A 15,371-nucleotide genomic window follows, 5' to 3' on the forward strand; every position below is an offset into this window, starting at 1 on the left:
TGTATTTGTCATAAAAAATATATTTTATCCCTGCAAAATCCGTAATAACGATGAGATTGATCACTGACAATTGGGGCGGATTAGTGAAAGTACTGTGAGTCCAATCAACTCTATCGTCATAAAGGTTACAATAGAAAGTCCGTTAACTGCTTTAGAGATGAGATAAATTGAGCAGTGAATTGGAATTAAAATTCAGTACTTAGAACTTAGAACTTAGAACTTAGAACTTAGAACTTAGAACTTAGAACTTAGAACTTAACATTCTGGGCTCGAAATTTAGGGTTTTAATGAATTAGGGAAATTTTCCCTAAAATTGACCGATTATCAGCTCATTTTGTGATTATCAGGGAATTCCTCCCTAAAAATCATTAGAAAACCGGCTATATGAGTAAATTCACCCGATAATTAGGGAGGTTTTCCCGGATTTCACCTTCTATGATCTAAAAACTCAGGTTTTCAGGGAGGTTTTCCCTAATCTAATAAACAGTTATTTGATAGAGTGATATGAAGGATTAATTATTCGGTTTTCAAGGAACTTTTGACCCTAATGTTAATCACTTACCCGTTAACCCTATCAACAGAATACTCCTCATTGAATCTTACTACGAACATGTCCTACATATGCCTACCTTACCTATTATTAAATCCATTTTTTCTATAGAATCCGTATAACTTTTGCTAGAAAGATCACATCATATATCTATGAGCCGTCTTTCGTATAATTACCGGATAATCCTACAATAAAAGCCCCGGCAAGATACCGAGGCCTTATTATACATAGGTTATATTACTTTCTGTTTATTTAGAGGGTTTCCGCCGTCTCAAGCATAAGCGCTTCGGTCCGCTCTGTATCACGAATCAGAACCGGCTTCAGATACTTACCTGTGTAAGACTCTGTGACAGTAATGATCTTCTCCGGTGTTCCTGTTGCCAGAACGGTACCACCGCCGCTACCACCTTCCGGTCCCATATCGATGATATAATCCGCTGTCTTGATTACATCCAGATTATGTTCAATAACAAGAACCGATTCTCCGGAATCCACCAAACGATGCAATACCTCAAGCAGACGACCAATGTCATCTACATGCAGACCTGTCGTAGGCTCATCCAAAATATAAAGTGTTTTACCCGTACTGCGACGGTAGAGCTCAGAAGCCAATTTTACCCGCTGTGCTTCACCACCGGATAAAGTGGTTCCCGGTTGACCAATCTTAATATAACCAAGGCCTACATCCATCAGTGTTTGCATTTTACGATGGATACGCGGGATATTTACAAAAAACTCTGTTGCATCCTCTACCGTCATCTCTAACACATCTGAAATGTTTTTGCCTTTATATTTCACTTCTAGGGTTTCCCGGTTATACCGTTTGCCTTTACATACTTCGCAAGGGACGTATACGTCCGGCAAGAAGTGCATCTCAATCTTAATAATCCCGTCTCCACGGCAAGCTTCACAACGTCCGCCTTTTACGTTAAAGCTGAAGCGCCCCTTTTGGAAACCACGTACCTTAGCCTCATTTGTCTTGGAGAATAGGTCACGGATGTCATCGAATACACCTGTATAAGTTGCTGGGTTGGAGCGCGGTGTCCGCCCGATTGGCGACTGATCGATTTCAATAACCTTATCGAGATTTTCTAGTCCACGAATTTCTTTATGCTGACCAGGACGCACCTTCACAGCCTTATTCAGCTGCCGTGCCAAACTCTTGTAAAGAATCTCGTTGATAAGCGAGGATTTACCGGAACCCGATACACCTGTCACCGCTGTAAATACACCTAATGGAATCTTCACATTCACATTTTTCAGGTTATTCTCTTTAGCACCACGTATTTCTACCCAGCGATCATCGGTAGGACGGCGTTTAGCAGTAACCGGAATAAATTTACGTCCGCTTAAATATTCACCCGTTAATGAATTCGGATCTTTCATAATCTCTTCTGGCGTCCCTTGAGCCATAACTTGTCCACCATGAATACCTGCGCCCGGACCAATATCAATAATATAATCCGCTGCCATCATCGTATCTTCGTCATGCTCTACAACAATCAGCGTGTTGCCTAAATCACGCATATGCGCAAGCGTAGAGATCAGGCGATCATTGTCCCGTTGATGCAAGCCAATACTTGGCTCATCCAGAATGTACAATACGCCCATGAGACTTGAACCGATCTGAGTAGCCAAGCGAATACGCTGCGCCTCACCACCGGAAAGCGAACCCGCTGCACGGCTAAGCGTCAAATAATCCAAGCCTACATTCACAAGGAATCCAAGCCGATTGCAGATCTCTTTTAAAATGAGATTGGCGATGGCTGTTTCTTTTTCGCTCAATTTTATCTCTTCAAACCAATGCTGACAGTCTCCTATTGAAAGGTCCGTAACATCAGAAATATTATGATCATTGATAGTCACAGCTAATATTTCTTTTTTCAGACGTTTACCTTTACACACATGACATGGCTTAGCACTCATAAATCCTTCGATAAATTCACGAATACCATCCGAAGCAGTTTCACGGTAACGCCGCTCGAGGTTAGGTATAATCCCTTCAAAAGCAACCATCGCATCTTTCTTTTGACCGAAATCATTTTCATAACGGAAGCGAACCTTCTCACTGCCTGTACCATTCAGTAATTTATTCATATGATCAGGTGTCAGACTGCTTACCGGAACGTTCTGAGGAATTTTAAAGTGTTCACAAACCGACTTCAGAAATTGCGGATAGTAATTAGAAGTACTTCCAGTCCAAGCTAAAAAAGCACCTTCTTCAATGGATTTCTCAGCATCAGGAATAAGCAGGTCTGGATCGACCACCATCTTCATGCCAAGTCCATCGCATTCTGTACAAGCTCCAAACGGACTGTTGAAAGAGAACATCCGTGGTGCCAACTCTTCAATACTAAAACCACAAATTGGACAAGCAAAGTTAGAGCTGAAAAGCAGCTCTTCCTGGCCGATGATATCAACAAGGATTTTACCGCCCGAAAGCTTAAGCGCCGTCTCCAGTGAATCCGTCAGCCGGGTCTCCACATCGTCTTTAACAACGATCCGGTCTACCACAACTTCTATTGTATGTTTTTTATTCTTTTCTAGTTCAATATCCTCTGACAGATCTCTTAGCTCCCCGTCCACACGCACACGTACGAAGCCTTGCTTAGAGATATCTGTGAAAAGTCCTTTATGCTCACCTTTACGTCCTGAAATGATTGGCGCCAGGATCTGTAACCGAGTTTTCTCTGGATACTGCATAATCCGGTCTACCATCTGTTCAACGGTCTGGGAGGTAATCTCAATGCCATGCTCTGGGCAATGGGGATGACCAATACGTGCAAAGAGCAGCCGCAAATAGTCATAAATCTCCGTAACTGTACCTACCGTGGAGCGTGGGTTCCGGCTTGTTGTCTTCTGATCTATAGATATCGCCGGGGACAAACCATCAATCGAATCCACATCTGGTTTCTCCATTTGTCCCAAAAACTGACGTGCATAAGCCGACAAAGATTCAACATAACGCCGTTGTCCTTCAGCATAAATCGTATCAAATGCAAGCGATGATTTACCTGAGCCGCTAAGTCCCGTCAGCACGACGAAACGGTCACGTGGAATCGTCACATCGATGTTTTTGAGATTGTGCGCCCTCGCGCCTTTAATTACAATATTTTCGTTCGCCAACGGAACCTCTCCTTTTAAAAAAACTATTTCAACTTTATTTCAAAATATTCTCAAAGCCTCTTCAGAACCCTTTCAAAGCCTTTCGATCCCTCCCAAACCCTCCCTTCCAAGGGAGGGCCCCAAGGGTTGCACCCTCTGGACACCCGCATTTTCTGGAGAAGGAGTATGGTGGGACGTAACTTAGTGACTACAATGCTCAGAGCGCTTATCCCTACGGGACCGCTTGGACGTTAGCGCACTAACTAAAGACAGGTACATGCAACTGTCATAAACGTTGCATGGTGCTGTCCCTGCGGGATACGCATAAGTGCCAAGTTCATTGCATGGTGCTGTCCCTGTGGGATACGCATAAATGCCAAGTTCATTGCACGGTGCTGTCCCTGCGGGATACGCATAAATGCCAAGTTCATTGCATGGTGCTGTCCCTGCGGATACGCATAAGTGTCATAAACATCGCGGGATACGCGACCCTCTATTGATTCAAAAAGAACGGTCTAGGACAGCACCGTTCAATACCTATTTTAAATATCGGTGATGCATTAATGGTTTGTTACTCAGCCCGAAGCTCCAGCAATGCGTCGCGTAGCTCTGCCGCGCGTTCGAATTGCAGGTTCTTGGCAGCGTCCTTCATTTCAGCTTCCAGACGCTGGATCAGACTTTGTTTTTCTTTCTTATTCATCTTGCCACCAACACCTGTGAGATAATCAGCTTTAGACTCAGCAACCTTCGTTGCCTCGATGATGTCACGCACTTTTTTATTAATAGTGGTTGGGGTGATGCCATGTTTCTCATTATGGGCAATCTGAATGGCGCGACGGCGCGATGTTTCGCTCATCGCCTTCTCCATCGAATCAGTGATCCGATCACCATACATGATTACACGACCCTCAGAGTTACGAGCCGCACGGCCAATCGTCTGAATTAGTGAACGTTCGGAACGAAGGAACCCTTCTTTGTCGGCATCGAGAATTGCAACTAAAGATACCTCCGGTAAGTCGAGACCCTCTCTCAGGAGGTTAATCCCTACCAGCACATGGAACGTACCGAGACGAAGATCCCGCAAGATCGCCATCCGTTCCAGCGTCTTGATGTCAGAGTGCATATAACGAACCTTAATCCCGATTTCCTTAAAGTAGTCTGTCAGATCCTCCGACATCTTCTTCGTCAAAGTGGTAACGAGTACACGTTCATCTCGTTCAACCCGGTCACGGATTTCGCTAATCAGATCATCAATCTGACCTTCTGTAGGACGGACCTCGATGATTGGATCCAATAGACCAGTCGGACGGATAATCTGCTGCACCATAGTTTCGCAGTGTTCCATTTCATAAGGTCCAGGTGTCGCGGAAACGTAAATGATCTGGTTTACTTTATCTTCGAACTCTTCGAACTGAAGCGGACGGTTATCCAGTGCAGAAGGCAGACGGAAACCATGCTCTACCAACACTGTTTTACGCGCCCGGTCACCGTTATACATCGCCCGAATTTGCGGAAGGGTAACATGGGATTCATCTACGACGATTAACATATCATCAGGAAAATAATCCATTAACGTATATGGAGTTGCTCCCGGTTCCCTGAAGGTTAGTGGCCCGGAATAGTTCTCGATCCCGGAACAGAAACCCACTTCCTTCATCATTTCAATGTCGTAACGTGTCCGTTGTTCCAAACGTTGCGCTTCCAGAAGCTTGCCTGCGTCACGAAGCACGGTCAGCCGCTCTTCCAGCTCCCGTTCAATATTGACTATTGCTACACGCATCGTTTCTTCCTTGGTAACAAAGTGAGAAGCCGGAAAAATGGCGACATGATCGCGTTCACCGATCAATTCGCCCGTTAAAACATCTATTTCAGTGATCCGCTCAATCTCATCCCCAAACAATTCAACACGAATCGCATGTTCACCCTGAGAGGCCGGGAAGATCTCAACCACATCACCACGTACACGGAATGTTCCGCGTACAAAATTGATGTCATTGCGCTGGTATTGAATATCCACCAGTCTGCTCAGAATCTCATTGCGCGGTTTCTCCATCCCAACCCGCAAGGACAACAGCAAGCTTCCGTATTCCATTGGTGAACCGAGACCGTAAATACAAGACACACTCGCTACAATAATAACGTCACGCCGTTCGAACAAGGAGCTTGTCGCGGAGTGGCGAAGTTTATCAATCTCTTCGTTAATACTGGAATCTTTCTCAATATAAGTATCGGAGGAGGGAATATACGCCTCTGGTTGGTAATAGTCGTAGTAGCTGACGAAATAGTCTACCGAATTATTCGGGAAAAACTCCTTAAACTCACTTGCCAGCTGGGCAGCCAGTGTCTTGTTATGCGCAATAACCAGCGTGGGGCGATTTAATTTGGAAATAACTTGCGCGACAGTAAAGGTCTTCCCTGTACCTGTCGCTCCCAGCAGCGTCTGGTGCTTCTTACCCTGCCGGATGCCTTGTAGTAATTCATCTATGGCATGAGGCTGATCGCCCTGGGGTGTATACTCGGACTTCAATTCAAAAGTCTTCGTACTGACGACAATATCACTCATTTGCCCGTCTCCCCTCTATCGTCTAAACTAGATTAATATATTATAATTGTTGTCTGAATCTTCTCTCTCCATACGACAGTAAAAAATATGGAAGATAAGAATATGTGTTCCCGTTCATTATACAGTGTTGCTTAGATCGATGCAAACCATAATACACAGAAATGTTAGGAGCTTGAAGCATGGATATTACCGCAATAATCGGCCTAGTGGCCGGACTGGCTGCGCTAATCGGCGGCTACCTCTGGGAAGGCGGAAGCCTTTCCGGACTGCTGCAGCTTAATGCAGCTTTGATTGTATTTGGAGGTACGATTGCTGCCGTAATGATCAGCTTCCCGGCAGCTAAGCTACGCTCCATTCCCGCCGCTCTGCGCATGGCTTTTGGCCGCAATCCTGAACGTGATGAAGAGAAAGCAGAAGAGCTTATCGCAATGGCCACAGTGGCCCGCCGAGGCGGCGTTTTAATGCTCGAAAAACAAGCGGAACTGCATCCTGATCCTTTTACACGCGAAGGACTGTTGCTTATCGTCGATGGCACTGACCCTGAGCAGGTAAGACAGATTTTGGAATTGGAAATGGATGCGAAAGAATTGAAGCATGAAAGCTACGCCAAGATTTTTGAAGCCGCTGGCGGATATGCTCCAACGATGGGGATCATCGGTACAGTTATGGGACTCATTAGGGTACTGGGCAACCTTACGGACCCATCAAATCTAGGTACCTCTATCGCAGTAGCGTTCACTGCAACACTGTACGGAGTAGCCATCGCTAATCTAATATTTTTACCCATTGCTTCCAAAATCAAATCCCGCAGCCAAAGTGAGCTGCATAGCATGGAGATGCTGCTAGTAGGCATTCTTTCTCTACAGAACGGGGATCATCCGCTGCTGGTGCGTAAAAAACTGAACTCCTTCATTTCAGACACCACCACAGATGACCGTGCAGAAGCAAGAGGTTTTATATGAGACAAAGAGACCGGCGCAAACGGCGGGTAGAGAATCGAGAAAGCCGTGATCGTTGGATGATTACTTACGCTGATCTAATTACACTTTTACTTATATTTTTCGTTATATTGTATGCGATGAGCAGCCTGGACACTGACAAATATAATATCGTGACCGGCTCTTTATCCCAGACTTTCAAGTCGAGCAGCACTGTTCTTGAAGGCGGGGATGGTATTTTAGATGCTGGAAAGACCCCTGACAACAAACCAGAGAGTACAGATGGGAATGCGAACGCAACTGCAAAACCAAATGACGGTTCTGATGAACAAACGGAGAATGAAACACCTTCAGCTCGGGAGTTGGCTTTTCGAGAACAAGAGGCGAAGCTTGCTGAGTTAATGGGTGTGATCACCCACTATGTGGAGGAGAATAATCTCGGTGAACAAATATTTGTAGCCGACAAACCGCAGGGCATAGAAATCACGCTCAGCGACCGTTTTCTTTTTGATGTGGGTAAAGCAGATGTGAAGTCACCAGCCCTTCCTGCTCTTCAGCAGTTGTCTGGCTTATTCAAAGATATCGGAGCAACGATCAGCATTGAAGGACATACGGATAATACACCAGTGACATCAGCTTCACGTTATAACGACAATTGGGAGCTATCGGGTGCTCGTGCGCTTTCTGTGCTGCGCTTTTTCTTAGATAATGAAGGACTGAACCCGGACACTTTTCAATATGCAGGTTATGCCGATACCCGACCAACAGCAGATAATACTACGGTAGCAGGCAAACAGAAAAATCGACGCGTAGAGATCATTGTACTTCGACAGCTTCAAGAGGTGGAATAAAATATAGTTGCTTGCGCTCAGAGCTAAGTTCGGCGGCAGGGGCCTTTGCAATTACCACATTGAGCTTACAAGGGGCTTCATCCAATTTAATTAGGGAAAACCTCCCTGATTATTCACTTATTATCGTATCCAATCGCGGAATGAGGGAATTTCTCCCTGATTATTACTCTTTTTAGTCTGAAATAGTGGTTTTACCGAGATGATTAGGGAGGAATTTCCTAAAACCCTAACTCTCACGCTATAATCGTCTAAAATGAGGGAGGTTTTCCCTAATTCCATACTCCACTAGACCCTCAAACCACTCGATTGGGTTTACGAATACTCGCACAATTCACATAAGAAACACAAACAGCAAGTCCCCGAATCACAGAAACTTGCTGCTAAAAATATCACACTTGATCAGACTATTTTCCGTCCCCGATTTCCAATTATTCAGCAACTAACGCGCTATAACCAGCTGCATCTAACAGACCTTTTACAGCATCAGCATACTCTCCATCAACTTCAATCTCAAAAATCCAACCCCCGCCATACGGCTGATCATTGATAAGCTCCGGACTAGCTTCTAATCCATCATTCACCTTGGTAACCGTCCCAGAGACGGGCGAATACAACTCCGATACCGTCTTAACGGATTCGATACTGCCTACGCTGTCACCGGCCGAAATGGTCGATCCTACCTCAGGAAACTCAACAAATACGATGTCGCCTAATAAATGCTGAGCATGGTCCGTAATCCCAACACGTACTACTCGTCCTTCTACTTGCTGTGCCCATTCATGCTCTTCGCTGTAAAGAAGGTTGTCTAATACTTCACTCATTTCAAGCCGCCTCATTTCCAATTTGGAGTTCTAAATTTAGTTATAGCCTAAGTTATCCCGGCTCACAATGTCAATATTACTAACAGGAAATTTAAATTTGTCATTTTTTCGACGTTTTCTTGTTGACAGCGCCCGACTATACCCGTTTAATGGAGACATACAAGAAGAAATGACGTTGTAGTCTTTTTATAGACAATAACCGTTTCTCGAAGAAATATAATTGCGGATGATGGCATAGGGAGAGACTGTCTCACTTGAAGACGGCGCCGAAGGAGTAAGCCCTAACAGGGGTGAATCTCTCAGGCAAAAGGACCTTTGTCGGACGTATCTCTGGAGAGCATCAGACGCAAGGCTAGATGCGTCAGATCACCAACGGGGAAACCTGCAAGCTAGTTACGGCAGGGTAACTCTCAGGTACAAAGGACAGAGCAGAAAGCGATTTGTGCATTTATGCATGATTGCTTCTGCCTGTCCTTTTTTCGTATGTAATCAGATCAAGGGGAGTGACGACATGGATGCTTTGAGAAGAACACCTTTTTATGATCTCTATTCCGCTTATGCGGAGTCCAGGTGCATTGACTTCGGTGGCTGGGAGCTGCCAGTCCAGTTTACAGGTATTGTAAAAGAGCATGAAGCCGTTCGCCAGCAGGCTGGGCTGTTCGATGTCTCGCATATGGGTGAATTCATGGTGATTGGGAGCGGTGCAGAAGCCTTTTTGCAAAAAATGACAACCAATGATGTCAGCCGCCTCACGGATGGTGCGGCACAATATACGCTGCTCTGTTATCCAAATGGCGGAGTTGTCGATGATCTACTCGTGTATCGCCTTAGTGAAGGTCGTTATATGCTAGTCGTAAATGCCTCCAACATCGACAAGGACTTCCAGTGGCTGCAAGAGCATTTGACCTCTGAATTCGGCGAAGTCACACTCACTAATGTCTCTGACGAGACGCTTTTGCTCGCCTTGCAGGGTCCTCTGGCAGAGACCATTCTCACGGAAGTTACTGATGCTCCTATTTCAGTACTCAAGCCTTTCCATTTCATTGAACGCGCCACCGTTTGCGGTGTAGAGGTACTTATCTCCCGTACGGGTTATACCGGTGAAGATGGCTTCGAGATCTACGCTCCGCTGGAAGGTGCAGAAACGTTATGGAATGGACTGCTTGCAGCAGGTGCGCCCCACGGATTAACACCTGCTGGACTGGGTGCACGGGATACCCTGCGTTTTGAGGCAAAATTACCATTGTACGGTCAGGAGCTATCCGCTGACATCACCCCGCTTGAAGCAGGAGTACAGTTCTTCGTGAAGCTGGACAAAATAGACTTTATCGGACGCGATGCACTAATACAGCAAAAAGAAACTGGGATTCCCCGTCGCCTTGTCGGCCTAGAAATGATTGATCGAGGCATTCCACGCTCCCATTATCCTGTTTGGGCAGATGGGGTTAAGATTGGTGAGGTCACAACCGGAACGCAGTCCCCTACGCTGAAACGTAACCTGGGGTTGGCTTTGATTGATGCTGCTTACAGTGAAATAGGCACAGAGGTTTACGTGGAGATACGCGGTAAGCAGCTTAAGGCTGTAGTGATTAAGGCCCCTTTTTACAAGTATAAACGCCTTTAGCGTCCATATAAGGACGGTGAGCTTTTAAGCGAGAAATAGAAGGATAAAGTATAGCGTGAAAATTGTACTTTCTTATATTTTAAAAAAGCCAAGGAGTGAAACCTTAATGAAGCACCGTTATCTGCCCATGACAGAACAGGACCGCGTAGAGATGATGGAGGCCGTCGGGATTCAGTCTATAGATGAGCTGTTCTCCGATATTCCTGAAGCGGTACGTTACCAAGGCACTATGCCGATGTCTGAACCACTCGATGAATACGCCCTGCTGCGCCACATGAAAGGTTTGGCTGACCAAAATGCCGACTTTGATTCTCACGCCAGCTTCCTCGGCGCCGGATTATACGATCATCACATCCCTGTGGTCATCAACCATGTCATTTCCCGTTCTGAATTCTACACTGCCTACACTCCTTATCAACCGGAGATCAGCCAAGGTGAGCTGCAAGCGATCTTCGAATTCCAATCCTACATTTGCGAACTAACCGGTATGAAAGTTGCCAATGCCAGTATGTATGATGGCGCTACAGCTTTATCCGAAGCAGCGGTTCTCGCGGCTGGTGCTACCAAACGCAAAAAATTAATCGTCTCCCGTACCGTTCATCCTGAGGCTCGCCAAGTGCTACGTACTTCGGCTAATGCTTGGGGTCTGGAGGTGGTGGAGATTGACTATAAAGACGGTGTTACCGATCAAGCTAAACTTGCTGAAGCTATCGATGGTGATACTGCCGCAGTACTGGTGCAATCGCCTAACTTCTTCGGCAGCATTGAGGATCTTCGCTCGGTTGAGCCGCTGATTCACGCGGTTAAAGGTCTTCTTGTAGTCAGCGCCAACCCAATAGCTCTTGGTGTACTTGAAACTCCGGGCAAACTTGGAGCCGACATCGTAGTCGGTGATGCTCAGCCACTCGGTATTCCAGCTTCTCTCGGGGGTCCAACTTGCGGATTCTTTGCCGTAGCTGATCACCTGATGCGCCGCATGCCAGGCCGGATCGTTGGCCAAACGGTAGACCGTAACGGTAAACGTGGCTTCGTTCTTACACTTCAAGCGCGTGAACAGCATATTCGTCGTGAAAAAGCGACATCGAATATCTGCTCCAATCAGGCACTGCTGGCTCTCTGCGCATCCGTCTACTTGTCCGTTATGGGCAAAGAAGGCATGCGTGACGTAGGCGAACTAAATATTCGCAAAAGCCATTACGCTGCTAATAAACTTAGCGGACTAACAGGTGCTGAACTTGCCTTCTCCTCCCCATTCTTTAACGAATTTGTTGTGAAGCTTCCTGAAGGCAGCAGCGTGACCGCTATTAATTCTAAGCTGCTGAAGGACGGTTATCTCGGCGGTTATGATCTGGGTCGTGATTATCCTGAACTTGCTGGACATATGCTGGTTGCCGTAACGGAAAAAAGAAGCAAAACCGAAATCGACCAATTCGCTAGCGCACTGGAGGGCTGTTTATGAAACCGGAGCAAAGTCTAATTTTTGAATTAAGCCGTCCCGGCCGTTCGGCCTATTCTTTGCCACTATGCGATGTACCACAGGAAGAAACCTTGGAGTCTCTGATTCCATCAGGTTTACTCCGTAGCGAACCCGTCGTACTTCCAGAAGTATCGGAAGTGGATGTCATTCGCCACTACACTTCTCTTTCACGTCGTAACTTTGGTGTAGACAATGGCTTCTATCCACTCGGTTCATGCACGATGAAATACAATCCGAAGATTAACGAAGATGTTGCCCGCTTCTCCGGCTTCGCCAAAATTCATCCCTACCAACCGGAAGAAAGTATTCAAGGCGCACTGGAATTAATGTATACCCTGCAAAATGATCTGTCCGCGCTGACGGGCATGGATGCTGTATCCTTACAGCCTGCCGCAGGTGCGCATGGTGAATGGACCGGCCTCATGATGATCCGCGCCTACCATGAAAGTCGCGGCGAGACCCGCACTAAGGTTATCGTGCCGGATTCCTCGCACGGAACCAATCCTGCTAGTGCCTCAGCAGCAGGACTTGAAACGATCACGATCCCTTCCACAGATAAAGGAATGGTCGATCTTGAAGCACTGAAGGCAGCCGTCGGTAGCGACACAGCCGCACTAATGCTGACTAACCCAAGCACACTCGGCTTGTTCGAGACCCAAATCGTCGAGATTGCTGAGATCGTGCATGAAGCAGGGGGCTTACTCTATTACGATGGAGCCAACTCCAATGCCATTATGGGCATTACCCGACCTGGCGACATGGGCTTTGACGTTGTGCATCTGAACTTGCATAAGACAATGAGCACCCCACATGGCGGTGGCGGCCCTGGAGCCGGACCAGTCGGCGTAAAATCCATCTTGATTCCATTCCTACCACAACCTACTGTGGTGAAGAATGAAGATAGCAGCTTCTCACTTCACTTCGGTGGTCCTGAATCTATTGGACGCGTGAAAGCTTTTTATGGAAACTTTGGTATTCTGGTTCGTGCCTATGCCTATATCCGCACCTATGGTCCAGACGGACTGCGTGAGGTATCCGAAAATGCTGTGCTGAATGCGAACTATATGATGCACCGTCTGGCGCCGTATTTTGAAATCCCATATCCGGGTGTATGTAAGCATGAATTCGTTATGTCCGGCAAAAACCTCAAGCAATATGGCGTGCGCACCTTAGACGTTGCTAAACGATTGCTCGACTTCGGCTACCACCCGCCAACCGTGTACTTCCCTCTGACTGTTGAGGAATGCATGATGATCGAGCCAACGGAAACCGAAAGTAAAGAAACGCTAGACGGTTTCATCGATACGATGATTCAGATCGTTAAAGAAGCACAGGAGACACCGGAAATCGTAATCAACGCACCGCATACTACAGAGATTAGCCGTTTGGATGAGACACAGGCTGCGCGTAAGCCGGTTTTGAATTGTTCTTGCGGTTAATATTTCAATAATAAATCGAGTAGGAGGGGGCGGCGAGCCCCCGGCCTCTCACACCACCGTACGTACCGTTCGGTATACGGCGGTATTCCGTAAGGAGTTGTATCTGTCCAATACACTCTTTAATCCATTGGATTCCCAATATTGGTTATTCAATGCACGTTGCAGAATTGGACTCCCTGCAATTCGCCAATACCCTTTCCGAGTATTTCCCCACTCAAAAGGCTTATATCCTTAGGCACGCCTAAGGATATAAGCCTTTTGACTTTGGTTCTCGGGCTCTTCCATTGCTTCCAGAGACACATTCGCAATCTCCTTCGAATCCACATATCCATCGCTTTAAAGGCACTTGGCGTATCCGCCAGCGAGAAATATCCGTGCCATCCCATCAAGTATCGATTGAGCTCCTGGATTCGCTCTTCCGTTCGCATCGCTTTCTTCCGGGACGTTATCTCCCGAATTCGAGCCTTCGCTTTCTGCAAGGACTGTTTTGCTATCCTCACCTTGGGCTCTTTATCGCTACTAAAGCAAAACCCAAGAAATTTCCGTCTCCATGGGCGGTCCACCGCACTCTTCGCTTGGTTCACCTTTAGTTTTAGTCTTGTCTCAATGAATCTGGTAACGGATGCCTTCACTCGCTCTCCTGCTCTTAGTGTTTTCACATAGATGTTACAGTCGTCCGCATAACGGACGAAGCGGTGTCCACTTTTCCCGAGTTCCTTGTCGAGCTCGTCCAAAACGATGTTAGATAACAACGGACTGAGTGGACCACCTTGCGGTGTCCCTTCTGTTGTCGTATTTACTAGCCCGTTCTCCATCACACCTGACTGAGGATATTTACGAATCAGCAGGAGAACTTTCTTGTCCTTCACTTTAGCCGAAATCTTCATCATCAGTCGGTCATGGTTGACGCGATCAAAGAATTTCTCCAAGTCTAGATCGACTACGAATCGATATCCCTCTTTCATGAATGCTCTGGCTTTCCTTACCGCATCATGCCCTTGTCTTTTCGGACGAAATCCATAACTATCGGCTGGGCGCACTAAATAAAGGAGACCACTTAACATGTGGTCTCCTTTTCTCATATTAAAAAATGCTATTTTACATACAGAAGTTCTGGATTATGTACGGGATTAAATGAAAGTTTCTTAGTGAACTGCCAACGGTCAGTTACATTCATTTTGTTATATATGCTCTTCACTACATTTCTAACTGTACCTTCACTAATTCCCAACTCGTTAGAAATACGCAATGCACTTTTTTCACATAACCACATTTGAGCCACCTCTTTTTCTCGGGCAGTCAAGTTGAATTGTTCAAAACTAAACTCTAGTCTAAGTAACTGCATCTCAGGGTTACTCCACATCCATTTCTCGGTAACGTTTTCAGCTATCTGTTGCATAAATGGAATAGCAAATTCGATTTGCAGTCCTTTGTAGAAAGAAATATCTACATAGCCTCTTATAACACCATCTGAGTAGAGAGGAGAACATACACAGTTCCAATTAGAAAATATAGAATTCGTATGTTCGCTCCCTTTAACTACTCCAATAGAATTCATTTCCATAGAAAGTGAAACACCATTTAGCCCGAAATCCTGTTTGGCAAAACTCTTCCCAACTCTTATTCCTGCCTTATCAAATTCTTCTTTTATATGTACTGAAGAGAAATACAGATCGAGAATTCCCCCCATATCATCTGTTAGAAAAGCCGCAAAATCTACCGATATATACTTACTAATTTTAATCATCTCGTTATGTAGGGAAAGAATCATTGCCTCGTGATAAATAGATTCCTGGCCAATCTCCTCAAAAGAGTGCGCACTCGTTCTTTGTGGGTCCTTTGAACTTTTGACTTTACCCAATGAAGAGATAGAATCCATTTGTTCCTTTTTTAGATCTTCAGCTGAACACCAAAGTTTTGTCTGATCGTATGTTACTGTCAATTCCAACTCCTCCTGATTTCCATCATTTATAATGTAAAATGATACCATTATATATTTAAAT

At 45.8% G+C, this 15,371-nt stretch carries 9 protein-coding genes, 1 pseudogene and 1 riboswitch; of the genes and pseudogenes, 5 read left to right on the forward strand and 5 right to left on the reverse strand.

Annotation, left to right across the window (positions count from 1 at the left end; all coding sequences use genetic code 11):
• Positions 1 to 802 precede the first annotated feature (802 nt).
• Together uvrA and uvrB are read right to left on the reverse strand one after the other, a co-directional pair.
• Positions 803 to 3,676 carry an excinuclease ABC subunit UvrA gene (gene uvrA / locus MHI32_RS28110; RefSeq protein ID WP_076137311.1) on the reverse strand — a complete coding sequence of 958 codons (2,874 nt, stop codon included), beginning with the start codon at positions 3,674 to 3,676 and terminating at the stop codon, positions 803 to 805.
• 550 nt (positions 3,677 to 4,226) lie between these two features.
• Entirely contained in the window at positions 4,227 to 6,218 is a 1,992-nt protein-coding gene (gene uvrB, locus MHI32_RS28115; RefSeq protein WP_340011463.1) for an excinuclease ABC subunit UvrB, read from the reverse strand.
• A gap of 179 nt (positions 6,219 to 6,397) precedes the next feature.
• Here uvrB and MHI32_RS28120 point away from each other — a divergent pair, with 179 nt between their 5' ends.
• Positions 6,398 to 7,180 carry a flagellar motor protein gene (locus tag MHI32_RS28120; protein WP_076123782.1) on the forward strand — a complete coding sequence of 261 codons (783 nt, stop codon included), beginning with the start codon at positions 6,398 to 6,400 and terminating at the stop codon, positions 7,178 to 7,180.
• On the forward strand, positions 7,177 to 8,007 hold the full coding sequence (locus tag MHI32_RS28125) for a flagellar motor protein MotB (protein ID WP_076279171.1): 831 nt from the start codon (positions 7,177 to 7,179) through the stop codon (positions 8,005 to 8,007). Before MHI32_RS28120 ends, MHI32_RS28125 begins: the two co-directional genes overlap by 4 nt.
• 428 nt (positions 8,008 to 8,435) lie before the next feature.
• On the opposite strand, the gene gcvH is transcribed toward MHI32_RS28125, so the two are convergent.
• Positions 8,436 to 8,828 carry a glycine cleavage system protein GcvH gene (gene gcvH / locus MHI32_RS28130; protein ID WP_036678614.1) on the reverse strand — a complete coding sequence of 131 codons (393 nt, stop codon included), beginning with the start codon at positions 8,826 to 8,828 and terminating at the stop codon, positions 8,436 to 8,438.
• A gap of 226 nt (positions 8,829 to 9,054) precedes the next feature.
• A riboswitch (glycine riboswitch) is annotated at positions 9,055 to 9,153 on the forward strand.
• 186 nt (positions 9,154 to 9,339) lie between these two features.
• Between gcvH and gcvT the strand changes: the two genes are divergently transcribed.
• The 3 genes from gcvT (at position 9,340) to gcvPB (ending at position 13,368) form a co-directional block, all read left to right on the forward strand.
• Positions 9,340 to 10,452 carry a glycine cleavage system aminomethyltransferase GcvT gene (gene gcvT, locus MHI32_RS28135; protein ID WP_340011464.1) on the forward strand — a complete coding sequence of 371 codons (1,113 nt, stop codon included), beginning with the start codon at positions 9,340 to 9,342 and terminating at the stop codon, positions 10,450 to 10,452.
• Between the two features lie 106 nt (positions 10,453 to 10,558).
• Complete coding sequence (gene gcvPA, locus MHI32_RS28140; protein ID WP_340011466.1) at positions 10,559 to 11,911, forward strand: aminomethyl-transferring glycine dehydrogenase subunit GcvPA; 1,353 nt, start codon at positions 10,559 to 10,561, stop codon at positions 11,909 to 11,911.
• Positions 11,908 to 13,368 carry an aminomethyl-transferring glycine dehydrogenase subunit GcvPB gene (gene gcvPB, locus MHI32_RS28145; protein WP_076279168.1) on the forward strand — a complete coding sequence of 487 codons (1,461 nt, stop codon included), beginning with the start codon at positions 11,908 to 11,910 and terminating at the stop codon, positions 13,366 to 13,368. The genes gcvPA and gcvPB overlap by 4 nt, the downstream gene beginning before the upstream one ends.
• Positions 13,369 to 13,416: 48 nt before the next feature.
• Here the strand turns inward: gcvPB and MHI32_RS28150 are convergent.
• Together MHI32_RS28150 and MHI32_RS28155 are read right to left on the reverse strand one after the other, a co-directional pair.
• Positions 13,417 to 14,393 (reverse strand): annotated as a pseudogene (locus MHI32_RS28150) (reverse transcriptase domain-containing protein); the annotation flags it as partial.
• 68 nt (positions 14,394 to 14,461) lie between these two features.
• Positions 14,462 to 15,310 (reverse strand): helix-turn-helix transcriptional regulator, encoded by an 849-nt coding sequence (locus tag MHI32_RS28155; protein WP_076123795.1) that lies wholly within the window; start codon positions 15,308 to 15,310, stop codon positions 14,462 to 14,464.
• Positions 15,311 to 15,371: the final 61 nt, after the last annotated feature.

It is taken from the genome of Paenibacillus sp. FSL H7-0690, assembly GCF_037980415.1.
Taxonomy (GTDB): domain Bacteria; phylum Bacillota; class Bacilli; order Paenibacillales; family Paenibacillaceae; genus Paenibacillus_AQ; species Paenibacillus_AQ odorifer.

What these genes read in the sequence shown, in the direction of transcription:
- uvrB (WP_340011463.1), bottom strand. Translation starts at nt 6,218, where the DNA reads ATGAGTGATATTGTCGTCAGTACGAAGACTTTTGAATTGAAGTCCGAG.
- MHI32_RS28120 (WP_076123782.1), top strand. Translation starts at nt 6,398, where the DNA reads ATGGATATTACCGCAATAATCGGCCTAGTGGCCGGACTGGCTGCGCTA.
- MHI32_RS28125 (WP_076279171.1), top strand. Translation starts at nt 7,177, where the DNA reads ATGAGACAAAGAGACCGGCGCAAACGGCGGGTAGAGAATCGAGAAAGC.
- gcvH (WP_036678614.1), bottom strand. Translation starts at nt 8,828, where the DNA reads ATGAGTGAAGTATTAGACAACCTTCTTTACAGCGAAGAGCATGAATGG.
- gcvT (WP_340011464.1), top strand. Translation starts at nt 9,340, where the DNA reads ATGGATGCTTTGAGAAGAACACCTTTTTATGATCTCTATTCCGCTTAT.
- gcvPA (WP_340011466.1), top strand. Translation starts at nt 10,559, where the DNA reads ATGAAGCACCGTTATCTGCCCATGACAGAACAGGACCGCGTAGAGATG.
- gcvPB (WP_076279168.1), top strand. Translation starts at nt 11,908, where the DNA reads ATGAAACCGGAGCAAAGTCTAATTTTTGAATTAAGCCGTCCCGGCCGT.